Origin of the sequence: Bradyrhizobium sp. 1(2017) (assembly GCF_011602485.2) — a bacterium.
Classification (GTDB): domain Bacteria; phylum Pseudomonadota; class Alphaproteobacteria; order Rhizobiales; family Xanthobacteraceae; genus Bradyrhizobium.
Genome location: NZ_CP050022.2, coordinates 2,195,351 through 2,215,007, shown reverse-complemented (window position 1 = coordinate 2,215,007; position 19,657 = coordinate 2,195,351). Strand labels below are relative to the sequence as shown.

Sequence of the window (19,657 nt, the reverse complement as noted above, 5' to 3'; positions counted from 1 at the left end):
CAAGGATTTCGCGACCGCCCTCCCGGCCGGTCGGCTGGAGGCTTCATGTTCGACGGCCCGTTTGACGTCTTCGCACTGATCATTGCGATCGCCGCCTTCTTCATCGCGATCAAGGCCTCGAGCCAGGCGGCCGAGCTGCGCCGCCGGCTGAGCTCGCTGGAAGAGATGTTTTACGCGCAGCGGCAGGTGCAGCCGCCGCCGCTCGCGCCAGCTTGGGAGCAGGCGACCGCCACTGCAACGGCTGCCACGGAGCCCCCGCCGCTTGCGCCGGAATCCGAACCGACGCCGCCGCCCGTTACCGAAGAAGTCTCGCCGCCGCCGCTCGAAACGAGCCCGCAGGCCGATGCGCCGCCTCCGCTGCCGCCGCCTGCGCCCGGCTTCGAGGAGCGGCTCGGCACGCGCTGGGTGGTGTGGATCGGCGGGCTTGCGCTCGCGCTCGGCGGCTTCTTCATGGTGCGCTATTCGATCGAGGCCGGCCTGCTCGGCCCCGGCGTGCGCGTATTCCTCGGCGGCCTGTTCGCCCTGGCGCTGCTTTGCGCCGGCGAATGGACGCGGCGCAAGGAGAGCATCTCGGCGATCCAGGCGTTGCCGATCGCCAACATCCCCGCGATCCTCACCGCGGCCGGCACGGCGGTGGCGTTCGCCACCATCTATGCGGCCTATGCGCTCTACGGCTTCCTCGTGCCCGCAACGGCCTTCGTGCTGCTCGGCATCGTCGCCATGGGGACCCTTGCCGCAGCGCTGCTGCACGGGCCGGCGCTCGCGGGCCTCGGCGTCGTCGGCGCGTTCGTGACGCCGATCCTCGTCTCCAGCGGCAAGCCGGACTATTGGGCGCTCTATATTTATCTCGCCATCGTCACCGCCGCGAGCTTCGGCCTCGCCCGCATCCGGCTATGGCGCTGGCTCGCGGTGACCACGATCGTATTCGCCGTGCTCTGGACCTTCCCCGGCCTCGATACCGAACAGCTGCAGGTTGCCCCGCACGCCTTCCATGTGATCGCAGGCTTCGTCCTCGCCGCGCTGCTCGTGGTCTGCGGCCTCATGTTCGGCCCGACGATCGACGACGGCGAGATCGAGCCGGTGTCGTCGAGCTCGCTTGGTGCCTATCTGTTCGGCGCGATGTTGATCGTGCTGTCGAGCGCGCATGCCGATCTGGCACTGATCGCTTTCACACTGCTGGTCGCCGGAACACTGTTCGTGGCCTGGCGCGCGCCGGCCGCGACCGGCGCGCTGGGCGCTGCCGGTGCCGCCGTATTCATCGTGTTCGCCGAATGGGCGGTGCGCGCCAATCCCGACATGCTGGTGCTGCCGGGCGGCCCGATATCCGGTGTCGGTCCAACGGCGATCGACGGCTCCGTGACGCTGCATCTGGTGACCGCCGCGATCTTCGCTGCCGGCTTCGGCATTGCCGGCTTCCTTGCGCAAGGCCGGTCGAACTCTGTGGTCATCCCGGTGGTGTGGTCGGCGGCAGCGGTCGCGACCCCGATCGCGATCCTGGTTGCGCTCTATGCGCGCGTTGCCCATCTCGATCGCTCGATCCCGTTTGCGATCCTCGCCGTGCTGCTCGCCGCCGCCTTTGGTGCCGCGACCGAATCCCTGGCGCGCCGCGAAAATCGACCAGGGCTCGCCACCTCCGTCGCATTGTTCGCCACGGGCACGCTCGGCGCACTGGCGCTGGCGCTGACCTTCGCGCTGGAAAAAGGCTGGCTCACGATCGCGCTCGCGCTGATGTCGCTCGGCACGGCCTGGATTTCGTTGCAGCGGCCGATCCCGGTGCTGCGCCGGCTCGCGGCGATCTTCGCCGCGATCGTCACTGCGCGCATCGCTTATGATCCGCTCATCGTCGGTGACGCCGTCGGCACCACGCCGATCTTCAACTGGCTGCTGTGGGGCTACGGCCTGCCGGCCGCCGCGTTCTGGGGCGCGAGCATCTTCCTGCGCCGCCGCGCCGACGACGCGCCGCTGCGCGTGGTCGAGGCCGCCGCCATCCTGTTCACCGCGCTGCTCGCCTTCATGGAGATCCGGCACCTTGCAACGGGTGGCTATATGACGGCCCCGCCGTCTCTGCTCGAATGCGCGCTCCAGGTCTGCGTGTCACTTGCCATGGCGATCGGGCTGGAACGTCTGCGGCTGCGCAGCCGCAGCATCGTGCACAATGTCGGTGCAATCGTGCTCACCGCCATCGCCGGGTTGATCAGCGTGTTCGGCCTCTTCATCCTGGAGAACCCGTTGCTCTGGCACATCGACGTCGGCGGCCCGGTGTTCAACCTGCTGCTGCTCGGCTATGCGCTGCCGGCGGTGCTGATGCTGCTGCTGTCCTATGCGGCGGTTGGGATGCGCGGCAAGGTCTACGCCAACACCATCGCCGGCGGCGCGCTGTTGTTCGCGCTCGCCTATGTCACGCTGGAGATCCGCCGCTTTTATCACGGTCCGATCCTCTCCACCGGCGAGACGACCGGCGCGGAGCAGTACACCTATTCGATCGGCTGGCTCGCCTTCGGCGTGGTGCTGCTCGGCGTCGGCATCCTCGTCAATTCGGAGCGTGCGCGGCTGGCATCTGCCGTCGTCATCGCGCTGACGATCCTGAAGGCCTTCGTCATCGACATGTCGATGCTGACGGGCGTCTATCGCGCGCTGTCGTTCATGTGCCTCGGCGTCGTGCTGGTGGCGATCGGCTGGCTCTACCAGCGCATCCTGTTCCGGCGGCAGGTCGCACCGCCGCCGGCTCCACAGCCGAGTAGCTGAATGATGTGAGCATGATCTTTTCGGAAAGCCGCTTTTCCGGATCATGCTCCTGAGGATCAGGCCGCGCGCACCGACTCCAGGAATTGCGCGACCTCGACCTTCAGACGGGTGCTGTCGGTCGCCAGCGATTTCGCCGCCGACAGCACTTCGGTCGAGGCCGAGCCGGTCTCGATCGCGCCGCGCTGCACGTCGGTGATGTTCATCGAGACCTCCTGCGTGCCGACCGAAGCCTGCTGCACGTTGCGCGAGATCTCCTGCGTCGCCGCGCCCTGTTCCTCGACGGCGGCGGCGATGGCCGCGGAGACCTCGGACAGCCGCTCGATGGTGCCGCCGATCTCCTGGATGGCGCTGACCGATTCCTGCGTGGCGGACTGGATGCCCGACACCTGCGCGCCGATCTCGCCGGTCGCTTTCGCGGTCTGCTCGGCGAGCGCCTTGACCTCGGACGCGACGACCGCGAAGCCGCGGCCGGCCTCGCCGGCGCGTGCCGCCTCGATGGTCGCGTTCAGCGCCAGCAGATTGGTCTGGCCCGCGATGGTGTTGATGAGCTCGACGACGTCGCCGATACGGGACGCCGCCTGCGACAGCGCGTTGACGCGCTCGTTGGTCCGCGCCGCCTGTTCGACGGCTTCGGCGGCCATCCGCGCCGAATCCTGAACGCGGCGGCTGATCTCGGTGATGGAGGAGGACAGCTCCTCCGAGGCGGAAGCCACGGCCTGGACGTTGGTGGACGCCTCCTCGGAGGCAGCTGCGACGACGGTCGCGAGCTCCTGGCCGCGCTGCGCCGTGTTGGTCAGCGTCGTCGCCGATGCCTCCAGCTCGGTCGAGGCCGACGATACGGTGCCGACCACCTCCCCGATCATGGCTTCGAACTTGCGGGTGATGGCATCGACGCGGCGGCCGCGCTCGATCTTGGCCTCGGCGTCGGCGGCGGCCGCCTCGTCTGCGGCCTTCTTGGCGATCAACGCCTCCTTGAAGATCTGGAGCGCATCGGCCATCGAGCCGATCTCGGTCTTCTCGCCGCGATGCGGCACCTCGGCCGAGAGGTCGCCTTCGCCGAGCGACTGCATCGGACGGATGATCGAGGCAATGCCGCGAGAAACGTCGCGCACGAGATAATAGGCGGCGCCGATCGCGATCACGACCGAGAACACGATGACGCCGACCAGAACGCGGAAGATCGTTGCGTAGCTGTCGGCGGCCTGCTTGGTCTCCAGCTCGGCGCCGCTGTTGTTGAGTTCGATGCCCTTCTGCAGCAGCGGATCGGCCGCCTGGGCCATCTTCGCCACCTTGGTCTGCAACATTTCATTGGCGTCGGCAGGGAAACGCCCGACGCCCTTGCGCGAAAGCGCCATGACCTCTTGCACCCCATTCAGGTACTCGGCCCACGCCTTGGCCCATTGCTGGTAGAGCGAGCGCTCCTCGGCCGCGCTGATCAGCGGTTCGTAGACCTTGCGGGTCTTCTCGATGCGCTCACGCAGCGAAGCGAGACGTTTCTCGGCGGCATCCTTGCCTTCAGCGGTATCCTGCATCAAGTGAAGGCGCAGCGCGACGCGCAGCTCGTTGATGTCGGCACGCATCGAGCCGAGCGCACGCACGCTCGGCAGCCAGCTTTCCGCGATCTCGACGGTGTGGGCGTTGATGTTCTGCATCGTGCCGATCGCCATGACGCCAACGCCGGCGAGCGACAATACGAGGACCGACAACACGGTCAGCAGCTTGAATACGATCGACAATTTCGACATCACACAAATCCCGTTGGTACCCGGCAACGCGCACGTCATCTGCGCCTCAGGCGTCACGAAGGACGTCGGGGCGGAGGTCAGTTCAACAATGCTGGCTGGTTCTTATCGCGTAAGATTGCGCCGCATTGTCGCAAGCAGTCGTTAACATGATCCTACGTAAAAATACGGGACGCCGCCGGGCAGTCACCATTTCTGCAACCGGCTGCACAGATCTCCGCCCCGTGTGATGGCTTGCAGCATCGACAAGGCCAGCGTCACGCCGCCCGCACGGACTCCAGGAAACGCGTCACCTCGCTCTTCAGCCGGTTGCTCTCCTGCGACAGCGATTGCGCAGCCGAATGCACCTGTGCCGATGCAGCCCCGGTCTCGCCGGCGCCGCGCTGGACTTGGCCAATGTTCGCGGAGACCTCCGCGGTGCCATGCGCGGCATTTTGGATGTTGCGGGAGATCTCCTGGGTCGCCGCGCCCTGCTCCTCCACCGCAGCGGCAATGGTCGAGGAGATTTCGGACATGCGCGCGATGGTGTTACCGATCTCCCTGATCGCACCGACGGAGTCCTCGGTCGCAGCCTGGATTGCGCCGATGTGCTGGCCGATCTCGCCGGTCGCCTTCGCAGTCTGCTCGGCAAGCGCCTTCACTTCCGTCGCCACGACGGCAAAGCCTTTGCCGGCCTCGCCTGCCCGCGCCGCCTCGATCGTGGCATTCAGCGCCAGCAGATTGGTCTGGGCGGCGATGGTGTTGATTAGATCGACCACGTCGCCGATGCGGCCGGCCGCTTTCGTCAGCTCGGCGACGCGCGCATTGGTGCGCTTCGCCTGGTCCACGGCAACGTCGGCGACCCGCGCCGATTCCTGCACCTGACGGCTGATCTCGGAGATCGAGGAAGTCATCTCCTCGCTCGCTGACGACACCGACTGCACGTTCGCGGAGGCCTCCTCCGAGGCCGCCGCCACGGCCGTGGCGAGCCCGTTGCCGCGCTCGGCGGCCTGCGTCAGCGTGTTGGAGGACGCCTCGAGCTCGATTGCCGCCGACGACACGGTCTCGACGATCTCGCCGACCGCGCCCTCGAACGCATCCGCGAGCCGTTGCATGTCCGCCTTGCGCTGCTCGCGCCCGCGTGCAGCAGCCTCCGCCTGCTCGGCGCGCAGTCGCTCGGCTTCGGCCATGTTGGTCCTGAACACTTCGACCGCGCCGGCCATCTCGCCGATCTCGTCCCTGCGCCCGACGCCGGGAACGGAGATCGAGAGCTCGCCGCGCGCCAGCCGCGTCATCGCATCCACCATGGCGCCGAGTGCCTTCGAGATCGAACGCCCGAGCAGGAAGCCGACCACGGCGAGCACCACGACCGTGACGCCGAACGCGACCATCATCCACAAGCGCACGGCGTCGCGGGTCGCTGCTTCAGCGGCATCGGCCTGCCTGTACATCGCGTCAACGGCGGTCCGCACCTCGACCATCAACGGCTCGAGTTCGCGAAACGTCTTCATCATGCTGGCATCGAGAGCGGTACTTTGCTGCGCGGTCTCGGCCCAGGCCGCGAACTCGGCCTGGTACTTCTGGAGCTTCGCCGTGATGTCGTTCATCACCGCCGTCGGAACGGCCACGACCTCGATCGCCTTGGAGAATTCAACCGCGGCCTTCTTCACCTCGGCAATGTATTTGGGATCGCGCCGCAGCATGAAGTCCTTCTCGTGCCGGCGCATCATCAGCATCCAGGACGTCGACCTCGGATCGTCGATCTCCTTCAGCTTGGTCTCGATGGCGTGCACCGCGGCCCGAAGCGAGCCGGACAGGCCGAGCGTCTCGTTCAGCCCGAGCCTTGTCTCGGCCGTCACCAGCGTACCGAAATCCGCAGCGTAGCGCTTGAAGCCGGCTTGAGCCTGCTTCGTCTTGTCGGCTAGCGCAGTCATGCCGCCGGCCACCATCAACCGCTCCATTGCCTCGAAATCGCGGTTGATCGGCTCGATCAGTTCGGCATGTTCCTTGGCATAACGCTCGTTCCGCCGCTGCTGGAAGTTCTTCTCGTTGCGGCGCGCCTCCAGCATCTCGATGGAGAGTTGCTTGTTCAGATCCGCGATCGCACGGGCGCGGTTCGCAGTGTCGCGGGACGCATCCTGGGAGAGGCTGCCGATCTCGTAGATCGCGCCGAAAGCGGCAAGACCGATAAGTCCGAAGAGTCCGATCGCCATGACCTTGTGGGTGAGGCGAATGGAAATGCCGCTCATGAATGTGCTCCAACGATCCAGACGCAATACGCGAGGGGCGACTCAGCGCCCGAAAATTGCGCCGATCATGCCTGCATCGTTTTTCCGGAAGGTTAACCCTGCGCGCATCTGTCGCGGCGCCGAAGCACGGATGCGCGCAACCGCAGCGCCATCACGCGCGGCGGTTGCAGACCATCTGAGAGACGCCACCGTCAGGCCGCGGGCACGATGCCGAGAAACCGGCCAACCCCTCGTCGTGCGCTGCACAAGTCAATCACAAGCAGCGATGGAGGCCTCGCCCTACCGCATCACGGCTTCTCCCACGAGGCTGATACAAAAGACCGGCTTCTTGTTTTCGTCGAGCAGCTCCATGCGCCACTCGCCGTTCGGCTTCAGGCCGCGCGCGATGCTGCCGAGCAGATTGGCGCAGACTTCGGTCATCTCGGTCCATGCGGCGGCGCGATCCTCGAACTCGTACGGTTGATCGGCGGCGCCGGAATAGCGCCCGGTGCTGATGCGGAAGAAATACAGCGACATCGTTGAACCCTTGCGTAGGGCCGCGTCCCCCGGCCGTACACAAACTGGGACGCGAACAGCTACCAACACATGAAAACCGCCCTCCGTACGACTACGGCGCGGCGGCTTCGTGCTCGATCGATGTCTTCAACGGAAGAAGTGTGCGGGGACGGTCCGCAGCCGGCTCACTGCGTAGAGCGGCGCAGCTCCAGCGGAGCCTCGATCTTCGGGGCTTCCGATTTGGCTTCCGCCTTCACCGGCTCGAGGCGACCGCTCTCGACACGCGGCGTCTCGACACGCGCGGCGACTTCGGTGTGGGGTGCAGGAACCGAACCGGTACGCTCCGAAGAGCGCAGCGAACGCGGACGCGCGGCGGCGCGCGCCATCAGCATCTGATTGCCGCCCTGATGGTGGAAGTCGCAATAGGCGAAGCCCATGCCGGAAACCGAGCCGCGGAAGCTGCGATCATCGGTCTTTTCCAGGTTGAAACAGGGCTCGAACGGAATCCCCTTGATCGAAGCGCAGACGTTCTGGCCGCGGATCTGGAGCGTGTTGCCGGGGAGGCGGAGATGTTTGACCGGGCCCGCGCCCGAGAACTGCACGGCGCCGGCGGCACCGAGATCGTCGAGGATGCGGCCCGCACCGCGGGTGCCGTCGAAACAGGTGAAGGCGAACACCTTGCCGGCGACGAAGCGGCGCGCCTCGTCAGCATTCATGCTTCCGGCAATGGCCGGCGCAAACGTCACTGCCGCCGTGACAGCCCCCAACACAATACGCGCAAGCATGCTCTACTCCGAACCCAACCCCCGCAGCGGGCGATGCCTTATCTCTCTTTACCCGCTGCTTACCATACTAACCATGGCAACATTGGAGCACGTTGGTTGGTAAAGTCTGAACGCCGTTAGACAATTTTTACCACGATGCGGCCGCGGACTTCGCCGGCCAGGATTTTCGCGCCCCAATCCGGCGCCTCCGCAAGCGGAATTTCCTTAGTAATTTCAGCTAGTTTTGTCCGGTCCAGATCGGAGGCCAGGCGCAGCCAGGCAGCTTTCCGCGGCTCGATCGGGCACATCACGGAATCGATGCCGAGAAGGCACACCCCGCGTAAAATGAACGGTGCGACGGACGAAGGCAGGTCCATGCCGGCCGCCAGGCCGCAGGCCGCGATCGCCCCACCGTACTTCGTCATCGAGAGCAGGTTGGCGAGCGTGGTCGAACCGACGCTGTCGACGCCACCCGCCCAGCGCTCCTTGGCCAAAGGCTTTGCCGGCGCAGACAATTCGTTGCGGTCGATCACTTCGGCTGCACCCAGGTGCTTCAGGTAGTCGGCCTCCGAGGCGCGACCGGTCGAGGCGATGACGTGGTAGCCGAGCTTCGACAGCACCGCGGTGGCAACCGAGCCGACGCCTCCGGCGGCACCCGTCACCACGACCGGGCCGCTCTTTGGCGAGATGCCGTGCTTCTCCAGCGCCAGCACGGAGAGCATCGCGGTGAAGCCGGCGGTGCCGATCGCCATGGCGTCGCGCGTCGACAAGCCCTGTGGCAGCGCGACCAGCCAGTCGCCCTTCACGCGCGCCTTCTCGGCATAGGCGCCGAGATGGGTCTCGCCCATGCCCCAGCCGGTGCAGACCACCTTGTCGCCCGCCTTCCATTGCGGGTGCGAGGACGCTTCGACCGTGCCGGCGAAATCGATGCCGGCGATCATCGGGAAACGGCGCACCACCGGCGCCTTGCCTGACAGCGCGAGGCCGTCCTTGTAGTTCAGCGTCGACCATTCGACGCGCACGGTGACGTCGCCGTCCATCAGCTCGGCTTCGTCGAACTGCGTCAGCTGCGCGGTGGTGCCTTTATCCGCCTTGTCGATCCGGATCGCCTTGAATGTGCCCACGACTGAACTCCCTGACTTGTTTGTCGGGGATGTTTAGCCGATCAGGCAGGCTGCGCAACCGCTCGCTGAACCGGTTTCTCCACGATGGGAAGATTGATCAGCGCGGAGAGCACACCAAACAGGATCGAGAGCCACCAGATCGGCGTGTAGGAACCGAAACGCTCGAACACGATGCCCCCCAACCAGACGCCGAGAAAGCCGCCGACCTGATGGCTGACGAAGGCGAAGCCGTAGAGCGTCGCAAGCCAGCGCGTACCGAACATCAGCGCCACCAGCGCGGAGGTCGGCGGCACCGTCGACAGCCAGGTCAGGCCCGAGACCGCGCCGAACGCGATCGCCGAGAACGGGGTGATCGGGAACGAGATGAAGGCGAGTGTCGCCAGCGCGCGGGTGAAGTAGATCGTCGAGAGGATGTAGCGCTTGGGCAGCGAATTCTGGAGATAGCCGACGCTGAGCGAGCCCACGATGTTGAACAGGCCGATCGCCGCGATCACCCAGCCGCCGGTTTGCGCCGTGATGCCGTTATCGACCAGGAAGGCGGGCAGATGCACGGTGATGAAGGCGAGCTGGAAGCCACAGGTGAAGAAGCCAAGCACCAAGAGCACGTAAGAGCGGTGGCCGAAGGCCTCTGCGAGCGCCCTCGTAAACGTCTGCTCGTCCGCCGGCGTCGTGTTGGCGGTGCTCGCGACCGGCGGCGTCGAGAGTGCCAGCGATAGCGGGATGATCAGCAACATCAGGAAGCCGAATACGGAGAGCGCCTGCTGCCAGCCAAAATTGTCGATCAGCGCGACGCCGATCGGCGCGAACAAGAACTGTCCGAAGGATCCCGCCGCGGTGCCGGCGCCGAGCGCAAGGCCGCGCTTCTCGGCCGGCAGGAGCTTGCTGAACGCCGACAGCACCAGGTTGAACGAGCAGCCGGCGAGACCGAAGCCGATCATGACGCCGGCGCCGATGTCGAGCGACAGCGGCGTCGAGGAGTAGCGCATCAGGAGCAGGCCGCCGGCATAGAGCAGAGCACCGACGCACATCACGCGGAACAGGCCGAACCGATCGGCGACCGCTCCCGCGACGGGTTGGCCGAGGCCCCACAGCAGGTTCTGGACGGCGATGGCAAGGCCGAACACGTCGCGGCCCCAGGCGAACTCATGGCTCATCGGCTGCACAAAGAAACCCAGCGCCGAGCGCGGACCGAAGCCGAGCATGCCGATCGCGCAGCCGCAGAGGATGATGACAGCCGGGGTGCGCCAGTTGGAGGCACGTGAGGTCTGACCGAGCTCGCCCGCTTGTGTCGACATGGAGTTCCTCATCTGTCGTCGGCGGATCCGCAAATCGGCGGCCGCTATCGAGCCGTTTAATGCATCTGCATGAAAATCCCAAGCCAAAAACGTTTGCGTTCCACGAAGGGCTTCCGCGGAAGCATTGCGTTTCAATTCGGCCTCCCTGACGCGCGTCGCGTGACTTGACGGGAACGTGTGCGACACCCCCTAGCCGTTCTCGTCAGCGCGTGTTATCTTCGATCTACTCATATTGAGCATATCAGGGCTTCGAAGGCGTCCCGCTCCGGCCTCTTGGCCGGATTACTCAGGCTCTACATATACTCAGATTGAGTATAATTCACACGCGAGGGAGGCTTCGATGCCGATCACTGGAATTTACGGCCCCGACGATTTCGCCAGCCGGCCGCAGGGCCGGACCATCAGCAGCGCCCCTCGCGCCACGCTCGGCCGGCCCGAACTGGCCCTGCCGACGCCCTCGCTGGACTGGACGCCAGCGGTCGAGCGCGCCACCGCATCCCTCTACGAGCGCGTGAAGCACGTGATCCCACCGATCGAATGGCCGCTGATGGCACCGACGATCAAGGCGATCAACGAACTGAAGCGCGCCCGGAACGCCGTGATCCTCGCGCACAATTACCAGGCGCCGGAGATCTTCCACTGCGTCGCCGACATCGCCGGTGACTCGCTTCAGCTTGCGGTCGAAGCCACCAAGGTGAAGGCCGACATCATCGTGCAGTGCGGCGTGCACTTCATGGCGGAGACCTCGAAGCTGCTCAACCCGGACAAGACGGTGCTGATCCCGGATTCGCGGGCCGGCTGCTCGCTCGCCGCCAGCATCACCGGGGCCGACGTGCGCCTGCTCCGCGAAAAGTTTCCCGGCGTGCCTGTGGTCGCCTACGTCAACACCTCGGCGGAGGTGAAGGCCGAGGTCGACATCTGCTGCACGTCGTCGAACGCGGTGCAGGTGGTCGAGAGCCTGAATGCGCCGAGCGTGATCTTCCTCCCCGACCGCTATCTCGCGACCTACGTGGCGTCCAAGACCGACGTGAAGATCATCGCCTGGAAGGGCGCCTGCGAGGTGCACGAGCGCTTCACGGGCGACGAGCTGCGCGGCCTTCGCGACGCCGATCCCACGGTGCAGATCATCGCGCATCCCGAATGCCCGCCGGACGTGCTGGCGGAGGCCGACTTCACCGGCTCGACCGCGCACATGATCAGCTGGGTGCGCAACAAGCGGCCGCGGCGGCTGGTGATGATCACGGAATGCTCGATGGCCGACAACGTCCGGGCCGAGCTGCCCGATGTGGAGATGCTGCGCCCCTGCAATCTCTGCCCGCACATGAAGCGCATCACGCTCGCCAACATCCTCGAGAGTCTGCTGACGCTCCGCGAGGAAGTGACGATCGACCCCGCGCTCGCGGCGCGTGCGCGGCGATCGGTCGAGCGAATGATCAATTTGAAGAACTAGCAATGCACTCGGTGTCGTCCCGGACAAGCGCAGCGAAGCGAAGCGCAGATCCGGGACCCATAACCACAGGAAGATGTTTGACGAAGAAAGGCAACACGCAGCTTCGCGCAACAACTTCCGCCGCGGCGTATGGGTCCCCGCCTTCGCGGGGACGACAGGGGAATCAAAGGAAAGAGCCATGACAACTAGCAACATCCACAACTTCACCCGCAACACCGACCACGTCGTCATCGTCGGCGGCGGCCTTGCCGGACTGTTCTGTGCGCTGAAGCTTTCGCCGCGGCCGGTGACGCTGATCTCGGCCGCGCCGCTCGGACAGGGCGCATCATCGGCACGGGCACAAGGCGGCATCGCGGCGGCGGTGGCCGAAGGCGACACGCCGGAAGCGCATGCCGCCGACACCGTCGCGGTGGGCGGCGGCCTCGTCGACGAAGCAGTCGCGCTCGGCATCGCGCGCGAGGCCGGGCCGCGGATTCACGATCTGCTGGCTTATGGCGTGCCGTTCGACCGCGATCTCGAAGGCAGGCTCGCGGTCGGACGCGAAGCTGCCCATTCCGCGCGTCGGATCGTGCATGTCCGCGGCGATGCGGCGGGTGCGGCGATCATCGCGGCGCTGAGCGAGGCGGCGCGCCGGACACCGTCGATCCGCATCATCGAAGGTCTCGTTGCTGAGACACTGTTGACCGAAGATGGCGCCGTGAGCGGACTTCAATTGCGTGAGGCGGGCAACGCGGCCGCACGGCCCATCCTGCTCGCCGCCCGCGCGGTGGTGCTTGCAACCGGCGGCCTCGGGCATCTCTATGCCGTCACCACCAATCCGATCGAGGCCGGCGGCTCGGGCCTTGCGATCGCCGCACGCGCCGGCGCCGTGATCGCCGATCCCGAATTCGTTCAGTTCCACCCCACCGCCATCATGGTCGGGCGTGATCCCGCGCCGCTCGCGACGGAGGCGCTGCGCGGCGAAGGCGCGACGCTGATCAACGGCCGTGGCGAGCGCTTCATGACGGCGCGGCATCGGCTCGCCGAGCTCGCGCCGCGCGACATCGTCGCTCGCGGCGTGTTCGCCGAGATCGCCGCCGGGCGCGGCGCCTTCCTCGATGCGCGGCAGGCGCTGGGCTCGCGCTTCGCCGAAAAATTTCCGACCGTGCACGCAAGCTGCATCGCCGCCGGCATCGATCCCGCGACCGAGGCCATCCCGATCGCACCGGCCGCGCACTACCACATGGGCGGCATCGCGGTGGATGCGCACGGTCGCAGCTCGATCGACGGGCTCTGGGCTGGCGGCGAAGTGTCCTCCACCGGCGCACATGGCGCCAACCGGCTCGCCTCCAATTCGCTGCTGGAGGCTGTGGTCTACGCCGCGCGCATCGCCGACGACATCGCCGGCTGCGCCGTCCCCTCGCCGGCACGGCTCCCCGACGCATTGGTGACGCCGCCCAGCGCCGCACCAGATGCTGCGGTCATGAAGCGGTTGCGGGCGATGATGAGCGCGCGCGTCGGCGTGATCCGCGAGGGCGATGGGCTTGCGGAAGCCGTGCACAGCTTCGCCGCGCTCGAGCGCGAGAGCATGAGCATCGCGCTGCGCAACATGGCGACGTCTGCGCTGCTCGTAGCCGCCACGGCCTGGGCGCGGCGCGAGAGCCGCGGTGCGCATTTCCGCATCGACCATCCGGCGGATGTTCCTGCTTTGGCGCGGCGAACGATGACCACGCTCGCCGCAGTTCGCGAGGTCGCCGACCGCATCACCGATCGCCCCATGCCGCGCACCGCGCAACCCCTGATGGCCTGACGGAGTTCTCATGATCACGGCAACCTCACTGCTCTATCCCGACGCCTTTCTCTCGCCGCTCGCAATCGATGCGGCCGTGCAGCGCGCGCTCGACGAGGATCTCGGCCGTGCCGGCGACGTCACCTCGCTGGCTACGATTCCGGAATCGACGGCGGCGCAGGCGATCCTGGTCGCGCGCCAGTCCGGCGTGATCGCCGGATTGCCGCTGGCGCTGGCGACGCTGCACAAGCTCTCGCCCGATATTGAGCTGCGTGCGCATGTCCGCGACGCCGCACGTGTTGCCCGCGGCCAGCACGTGCTGACGATCTCGGGGCCGGCACGCGCCATTCTCACGGCCGAGCGGACCGCACTGAATTTCGTCGGCCGCCTGTCGGGCATCGCGACGCTCACCGCCGACTACGTCGCGCGCACCGAAGGCACGAACATGCGCATCTGCTGCACCCGGAAGACCACGCCGGGACTAAGGGCGCTGGAGAAGTATGCCGTGCGCTGCGGCGGCGGCTTCAATCACCGCTTTGGCCTCGACGATGCGATCCTGATCAAGGACAACCACATCGCGGCGGCCGGCGGCATCGGCCCCGTGCTGGAGCGCGCCCGCGCCCATGCCGGCCATCTCGTCAAGATCGAGATCGAGGTCGATACGCTTGCGCAACTGCGCGAAGTGCTGGCCACCGGAATGGCCGACGCCGTGCTGCTCGACAACATGGACCTCGCCACACTGCGTGAGGCGGTGAGGCTCAACGAGGGCCGGCTCAAACTCGAGGCCTCTGGCGGCGTAACCCTCGACTCGATCGCGGCGATTGCGGCGACCGGGGTCGACTACGCCTCGGCCGGCGCGCTGACGCATTCGGCGCCGAATTTCGACTGTGCGCTGGATATCGAGGCGTGATTGGAGCACGGGCGCGCTCAAAACGTCATGGCCGGGCTTGTCCTGGCCGTGACGGTCTCTTGTAGAGCACTAACGGCGCTCGCCCATCTCGGCGGAACTCTTGGCTTCCTGCGCGAGCTCGGCGGAGAGCGCCGCGGTCTGCGCGGGCGTGCCCCAGCTCGGCACCTCGCTGCCGTCGCCCCAGGCACGCGGGCGATAGAAGGTGTGCACGCCGGTCTTGTACATCTTCTTCATCTCGGCGACCCAGGACGGGCGCACCCAATAGGCATGATAGTGCGTCGACTTGCCGACCTCGGGCAGCCAGATCTGGCCGTCGAGCATGGCCTTCGAGATCTTCTTCGCGCGCTCCCACATCTCGGGCTCGCGGATGACATCGGTATTGTTGTCGCAGGCGAAGGTGAACTGGCAGGCGAGATGACGGTGCTTGTTCTGATAGACCGCGCCGCACACGGTGTCGGGATATTTGCCGGAGAAGACGCGGTTCATCACCACTTGTGCCACCGCGATCTGGCCGCGGACGGCCTCGCCGCGGGATTCGAAATAGACGGCCTCGGCAAGGCACTTCTCGGACTTGGCACGCGACTTGTCGTCGAGCGCGAGCCGCTCCGCCGGCGACTTGGCGCGCTGGTTGTCGGCGTTGACCTCGCCCTTCGGCGCAACGCTCTCGCCGCTCTCGATGTCCTTGCCGATATCCGCCGTCGGCGGCGGCAGCGAGGCCGTCACCTTCATGTCGGGATCGGGCATCACGATCAGCGGCTCGGCGCCGGGCTGCCAACTCTCGATGCTCTCGAGATTGCCGCCGAGCGAGGAGCTCCCGAAGAACAGATTCGAGGTCTTGACGCTGAAGGGATCACGCGCGGGCGCGGCCGGCGCACGCTTGAGCGCTTCCAGCGGCTGCACCGCGAAGGCGCGCGCGGCCTCGCTGGCCTGCGGCGCATTGCTGTATTGCGGCAGCGGCGGCGCACGGAGCGCCTCCTGGAGCTCGGGATCGAGCACGGCGGCGGATTCGGGCGACATCGCCTGCGGCAACGCGGCGGACTTGGCACCGAACACGGAGCTGTTCGACGTCGCGGGGTCTTCCGGCGCGGGCGCTGCGGCCGGCGCGGCCGCATCGGGAGATGTCGTTGGCGTCGCGATCGCGAGGCGATCACCCTTCATCGAGCGATCGACCTTGGGAAAATCCGCGGCCTGGTAGCGCGGCGGCGCCTGCAGCGCCGGATTGCGGCTGATCGCGCCGGTGACGTCGCGGCCGTCAATGCTCGCGAGGCGAACCATCGCGCTCTGCGGAACCGAGGTGCCGATGGGACGGGAAAAGCTGTAGGTCGCCAGCTGGATGGAGGACGCAGCGGAATAAACCTGCTTCTGCCAGCGCTCGGCGACGCCGGGTTGGCGCGCCAGCAGCGAGGCAATGTCCTGATAGCCGGTCTCTCTCGGCATCAATGCGAAGATGCAGAGACCGATGCCGAAGGACGCGAACCGCGCGCCCTTCGGATGGTTACGCAACACTGACATCGTTACGCTCACGCTACGCTTACGCCAGAACAATCGAGCCGCAGTACATCCGTGCAATTCGATCTTTATCGTAAGTATCTAATTTAGGTTGCCGGGGCGTTAATCCGCGTTGCGCACACGGCACACTCAAGCGAACACAGGTGTTTTCACGGGGAAATCGCGCGGCTTGCTGAATGCGCACTTATGTGAAGCGGTAAACAACCGGTCAACGCGAATGGTGAAGGAACTCTTGACGGTGCGTATCATTGTGGGACGCGCGGTGCGTTCCCGATGTTGCGGAAAGCATCGCCGGGTCCATCGCTGTCATGTTCCGACTTGAACGGGGCATCCATTACGCCGCAGCTTCTCGGATCAAGCACAGACGCCGCGGAGTCCTGGATCGCCCGGTCGAGCCGGGCGATGACAGTGAGTGTGTGGCGGTTGCGCACGCAACACACTAATCATTGCGAGGAGCGAAGCGACGAAGCAATCCAGACTTTCTCTGCGGAGAAATTCTGGATTGCTTCGCTGCGCTCGCAATGACGACGGGGATGCAGCGGCACGCAAAAAAGAGGCGGGGTTTTGCCCCCGCCTCTTTCGCATTCACATCTACTCGTCGCTTACGCCTGGCTCGCGATCGCCTTGCCGAGCGCGGCTTGCGCCGCGGCGAGACGGGCGATCGGCACGCGATAGGGCGAGCATGACACGTAGTCGAGGCCGATCTGGTGGCAGAAGGCGACCGAAGCGGGATCGCCGCCGTGCTCGCCGCAGATGCCGACCTTGAGCTGCGGACGGGTCTTGCGGCCGCGCGCGACGCCGATCTTGACGAGCTCGCCGACACCCTCCTGGTCGAGCGCGATGAAGGGATCGACCGAGAGGATGCCCTTCGCGACGTAGGGACCGAGGAAGCTCGCCGCGTCGTCGCGGCTGATGCCGTAGGTGGTCTGCGTCAGGTCGTTGGTGCCGAAGGAGAAGAACTCGGCCGACTGGGCGATCTCGGCCGCGAGCAGGCAGGCGCGCGGCAGCTCGATCATGGTGCCGACCTGATAGGCCAGCTTGGTGTTGGTGTCGCGCATCACCGCCTGCGCGGTCGCATCGATCCGCGCCTTGACGAGATCGAGCTCGGCCTTGGTCGCGATCAGCGGCACCATGACCTCGAGGCCGACGGCCTTGCCGGTGCGCTTCTGCGCCTCGACCGCCGCCTCGAAGATCGCGCGGGCCTGCATCTCGGCGATCTCGGGATAGGCGATCGCGATGCGGCAACCGCGGAAGCCGAGCATCGGATTGAACTCCGAGAGCTCGCGCGCACGGTCGGCGAGGCGCCGCGGATCGGTGTTCATGGCGCGCGCCACTTCCTCGACTTCGGCATGGGTGTGCGGCAGGAACTCATGGAGGGGAGGATCCAGAAGCCGGATCGTGACCGGCAGGCCCTTCATGATCTCGAACAGCTCGACGAAATCGGCGCGCTGCATCGGCAGCAGCTTGGCGAGCGCGGCGCGGCGCGACTGCTCGTCCTCGGAGAGGATCATCTCGCGCACCGTGCGGATGCGCGTCTCCTCGAAGAACATGTGCTCGGTGCGGCAGAGGCCGATGCCCTCCGCGCCGAACTTGATCGCAGTGCGCGCGTCGTCGGGCGTGTCGCCGTTGACGCGCACGCCGATCTTGCGGACCTGGTCGGCCCAGGTCATGAGCGTGCCGAACTCGCCGGACAGCTCCGGCTCGATCATCGGCATGCGGCCGGCCAGCACCTGGCCGAGCGAGCCGTCGATGGTGATGACGTCGCCGGTCTTGAAGGTGCGCGAGCCGATGCTCATGGTGCCGCGGCCGTAATCGACGCGGATGGTGCCGCAGCCGGAGACGCAGGGCTTGCCCATGCCGCGCGCGACCACCGCCGCGTGCGAGGTCATGCCGCCACGGGTGGTCAGGATGCCTTCGGCGGCGTGCATGCCGTGGATGTCTTCGGGGCTGGTCTCGATGCGGACCAGAATGACCTTGCGCCCGTCGCCCTGAAGCTTGGCCGCCTCGTCCGAGGAGAACACGATCTCGCCGGAGGCGGCTCCGGGCGAAGCCGGCAGGCCGGTCGCGATCACATCGCGCTTGGCGTTGGGATCGATGGTCGGATGCAGGAGCTGATCCAGCGAAGCCGGATCGATGCGGGTGACCGCTTCCTTCTTCGAGATCAGGCCTTCATTGGCGAGCTCGACCGCGATGCGCAGCGCCGCCTTGGCGGTGCGCTTGCCGCCGCGGGTCTGCAGCATCCAGAGCTTGCCGCGCTCGACGGTGAACTCCATGTCCTGCATGTCGCGGTAGTGCTTTTCGAGCTGCGTGTAGATTCGCGTCAGCTCCTTGAAGGCCTCCGGCATCGCCGATTCCATCGACGCCTTGTCGGAGCCCGACTCCTTGCGCGCGTCCTCGGTGATGTCCTGCGGCGTGCGGATGCCCGCCACCACGTCCTCACCTTGAGCGTTGATCAGGAACTCGCCGTAGAGCTTGCTCTCGCCGGTCGAGGGATTGCGGGTGAAGGCGACGCCAGTCGCCGAGGTCTCGCCCATGTTGCCGAACACCATGGCCTGCACGTTGACCGCGGTGCCCCAGGATTCCGGAATGTCGTGCAGCTTGCGGTAGGTCACCGCGCGCGCGTTCATCCAGGAAGAAAACACCGCGCCGATCGCACCCCAGAGCTGATCGTGCGGGTCCTGCGGGAACTCCTTGCCGGTCTCGCGCGCGACTGCGTCCTTGTACTTGCCGACCAGCTCGACCCAGTCCTCGGCCGACAGATCGGTGTCGAGCGTGTAGCCCTGGCTGTCCTTGAAGGTATCGAGGATCTCCTCGAAGTGATGATGCTCGAAGCCGAGCACCACGTCGGAATACATGGTGATGAAGCGGCGGTAGCTGTCATAGGCGAAGCGGCGATCGCCCGACAGCTCGGCCAGCGCGTCAACGGTTTCGTCGTTGAGGCCGAGATTGAGCACGGTGTCCATCATGCCCGGCATCGAGGCGCGCGCGCCGGAGCGCACGGAGACCAGCAGCGGGTTGCTGGTGTCGCCGAACACCTTGCCGGTCAACTTGCCGACATGGTCCAGCGCCTTCTCAACCTGCGACTGCAGCTCCTTCGGATAGGACTTGTCGTGCGCGTAGAAGTAGGTGCAGACCGAAGTCGGAATGGTGAAGCCCGGAGGCACCGGCAGGCCGAGATTGGCCATCTCGGCAAGGTTTGCGCCCTTGCCGCCAAGCAGGTCGCGCATTTCCGAGCGGCCCTCGGCCTTGCCGTCGCCGAACGTGTAGACCCATTTGCCGGCCTTGGCCGCGGCCGGCGCGGCCTTGGCGGGTGCAGCCTTCTTCGGTGCGGGCTTTGCGGCGACCTTCGGCGGAGCCGCCTTGGTCGCGGCCTTTGCCGCCGGCTTGGCAGCAGGTTTTGCAGCGGGCTTCGGCGCGCTCTTGGCCAGCGCCTTGCGGGCTGGCGGCGCGGCCTTGGCTGCCGCAGAGGACTTTGATTTCGCTGGGATTTTCGCCGGGATTTTCTTGGGCTTCGAGGCGGCTTTGGCCATAGCTTGCACACAACCTGCGAGAGGAATGGGAAATCGCGGGCCTTACACCATTTTGGGCGGGCCCGCGCAAGACGGACAGTTCCGAAAAGTGAAACCG

12 protein-coding genes are annotated in these 19,657 nt (G+C 66.3%); 4 read left to right on the top strand and 8 right to left on the bottom strand.

Going from position 1 to position 19,657, the window contains the following annotated elements; translation table 11 throughout:
* The first annotated feature begins 45 nt into the window (after positions 1–45).
* Complete coding sequence (locus tag HAP40_RS10530; protein WP_166817867.1) at positions 46–2,745, top strand: DUF2339 domain-containing protein; 2,700 nt, start codon at positions 46–48, stop codon at positions 2,743–2,745.
* A 56-nt stretch (positions 2,746–2,801) separates the two neighbouring features.
* Here the strand turns inward: HAP40_RS10530 and HAP40_RS10525 are convergent, their stop codons facing one another.
* The 6 genes from HAP40_RS10525 to HAP40_RS10500 all read right to left on the bottom strand — a co-directional run bounded on the left by HAP40_RS10525 (position 2,802) and on the right by HAP40_RS10500 (position 10,393).
* Entirely contained in the window at positions 2,802–4,490 is a 1,689-nt protein-coding gene (locus tag HAP40_RS10525) for a methyl-accepting chemotaxis protein (RefSeq protein ID WP_166817868.1), read from the bottom strand.
* 254 nt (positions 4,491–4,744) lie between these two features.
* On the bottom strand, positions 4,745–6,715 hold the full coding sequence (locus HAP40_RS10520; RefSeq protein ID WP_166817869.1) for a methyl-accepting chemotaxis protein: 1,971 nt from the start codon (positions 6,713–6,715) through the stop codon (positions 4,745–4,747).
* Between the two features lie 279 nt (positions 6,716–6,994).
* Positions 6,995–7,231, bottom strand: coding sequence for a DUF6894 family protein (locus HAP40_RS10515; RefSeq protein ID WP_166817870.1), 237 nt, complete (start codon positions 7,229–7,231; stop codon positions 6,995–6,997).
* Between the two features lie 164 nt (positions 7,232–7,395).
* A complete protein-coding gene (locus HAP40_RS10510) occupies positions 7,396–7,995 on the bottom strand; it encodes a hypothetical protein (RefSeq protein ID WP_060736723.1) in 600 nt (199 codons plus the stop codon).
* 116 nt (positions 7,996–8,111) lie between these two features.
* Positions 8,112–9,098 (bottom strand): MDR family oxidoreductase, encoded by a 987-nt coding sequence (locus HAP40_RS10505; protein WP_166817871.1) that lies wholly within the window; start codon positions 9,096–9,098, stop codon positions 8,112–8,114.
* A gap of 41 nt (positions 9,099–9,139) precedes the next feature.
* Positions 9,140–10,393, bottom strand: coding sequence for an MFS transporter (locus tag HAP40_RS10500; protein WP_166817872.1), 1,254 nt, complete (start codon positions 10,391–10,393; stop codon positions 9,140–9,142).
* A gap of 340 nt (positions 10,394–10,733) precedes the next feature.
* On the opposite strand from HAP40_RS10500, the gene nadA reads away from it, so the two are divergent.
* From nadA to nadC, 3 genes are all read left to right on the top strand, one after another.
* Complete coding sequence (nadA, locus tag HAP40_RS10495; RefSeq protein ID WP_166817873.1) at positions 10,734–11,843, top strand: quinolinate synthase NadA; 1,110 nt, start codon at positions 10,734–10,736, stop codon at positions 11,841–11,843.
* Positions 11,844–12,021: 178 nt separating this feature from the next.
* Positions 12,022–13,632, top strand: coding sequence for an L-aspartate oxidase (locus HAP40_RS10490; RefSeq protein ID WP_166817874.1), 1,611 nt, complete (start codon positions 12,022–12,024; stop codon positions 13,630–13,632).
* Between the two features lie 10 nt (positions 13,633–13,642).
* Positions 13,643–14,521, top strand: a complete 879-nt coding sequence (gene nadC, locus HAP40_RS10485) for a carboxylating nicotinate-nucleotide diphosphorylase (RefSeq protein WP_166817875.1) — start codon at positions 13,643–13,645, stop codon at positions 14,519–14,521.
* A 69-nt stretch (positions 14,522–14,590) separates the two neighbouring features.
* Here the strand turns inward: nadC and HAP40_RS10480 are convergent, their stop codons facing one another.
* Both HAP40_RS10480 and ppdK read right to left on the bottom strand, forming a co-directional pair.
* Positions 14,591–16,033: a cell wall hydrolase gene (locus tag HAP40_RS10480; RefSeq protein WP_166817876.1), complete on the bottom strand. Its 1,443-nt coding sequence runs from the start codon at positions 16,031–16,033 to the stop codon at positions 14,591–14,593.
* Positions 16,034–16,632: 599 nt separating this feature from the next.
* Positions 16,633–19,560, bottom strand: a complete 2,928-nt coding sequence (ppdK, locus tag HAP40_RS10475) for a pyruvate, phosphate dikinase (protein WP_166817877.1) — start codon at positions 19,558–19,560, stop codon at positions 16,633–16,635.
* Positions 19,561–19,657 lie beyond the last annotated feature (97 nt).

Excerpts from the sequence above, each read along its gene's own strand:
- HAP40_RS10530 (WP_166817867.1), top strand. The coding sequence starts at position 46 with ATGTTCGACGGCCCGTTTGACGTCTTCGCACTGATCATTGCGATCGCC.
- HAP40_RS10525 (WP_166817868.1), bottom strand. The coding sequence starts at position 4,490 with ATGTCGAAATTGTCGATCGTATTCAAGCTGCTGACCGTGTTGTCGGTC.
- HAP40_RS10520 (WP_166817869.1), bottom strand. The coding sequence starts at position 6,715 with ATGAGCGGCATTTCCATTCGCCTCACCCACAAGGTCATGGCGATCGGA.
- HAP40_RS10515 (WP_166817870.1), bottom strand. The coding sequence starts at position 7,231 with ATGTCGCTGTATTTCTTCCGCATCAGCACCGGGCGCTATTCCGGCGCC.
- HAP40_RS10510 (WP_060736723.1), bottom strand. The coding sequence starts at position 7,995 with ATGCTTGCGCGTATTGTGTTGGGGGCTGTCACGGCGGCAGTGACGTTT.
- HAP40_RS10500 (WP_166817872.1), bottom strand. The coding sequence starts at position 10,393 with ATGTCGACACAAGCGGGCGAGCTCGGTCAGACCTCACGTGCCTCCAAC.
- nadA (WP_166817873.1), top strand. The coding sequence starts at position 10,734 with ATGCCGATCACTGGAATTTACGGCCCCGACGATTTCGCCAGCCGGCCG.
- HAP40_RS10490 (WP_166817874.1), top strand. The coding sequence starts at position 12,022 with ATGACAACTAGCAACATCCACAACTTCACCCGCAACACCGACCACGTC.
- nadC (WP_166817875.1), top strand. The coding sequence starts at position 13,643 with ATGATCACGGCAACCTCACTGCTCTATCCCGACGCCTTTCTCTCGCCG.
- HAP40_RS10480 (WP_166817876.1), bottom strand. The coding sequence starts at position 16,033 with ATGTCAGTGTTGCGTAACCATCCGAAGGGCGCGCGGTTCGCGTCCTTC.
- ppdK (WP_166817877.1), bottom strand. The coding sequence starts at position 19,560 with ATGGCCAAAGCCGCCTCGAAGCCCAAGAAAATCCCGGCGAAAATCCCA.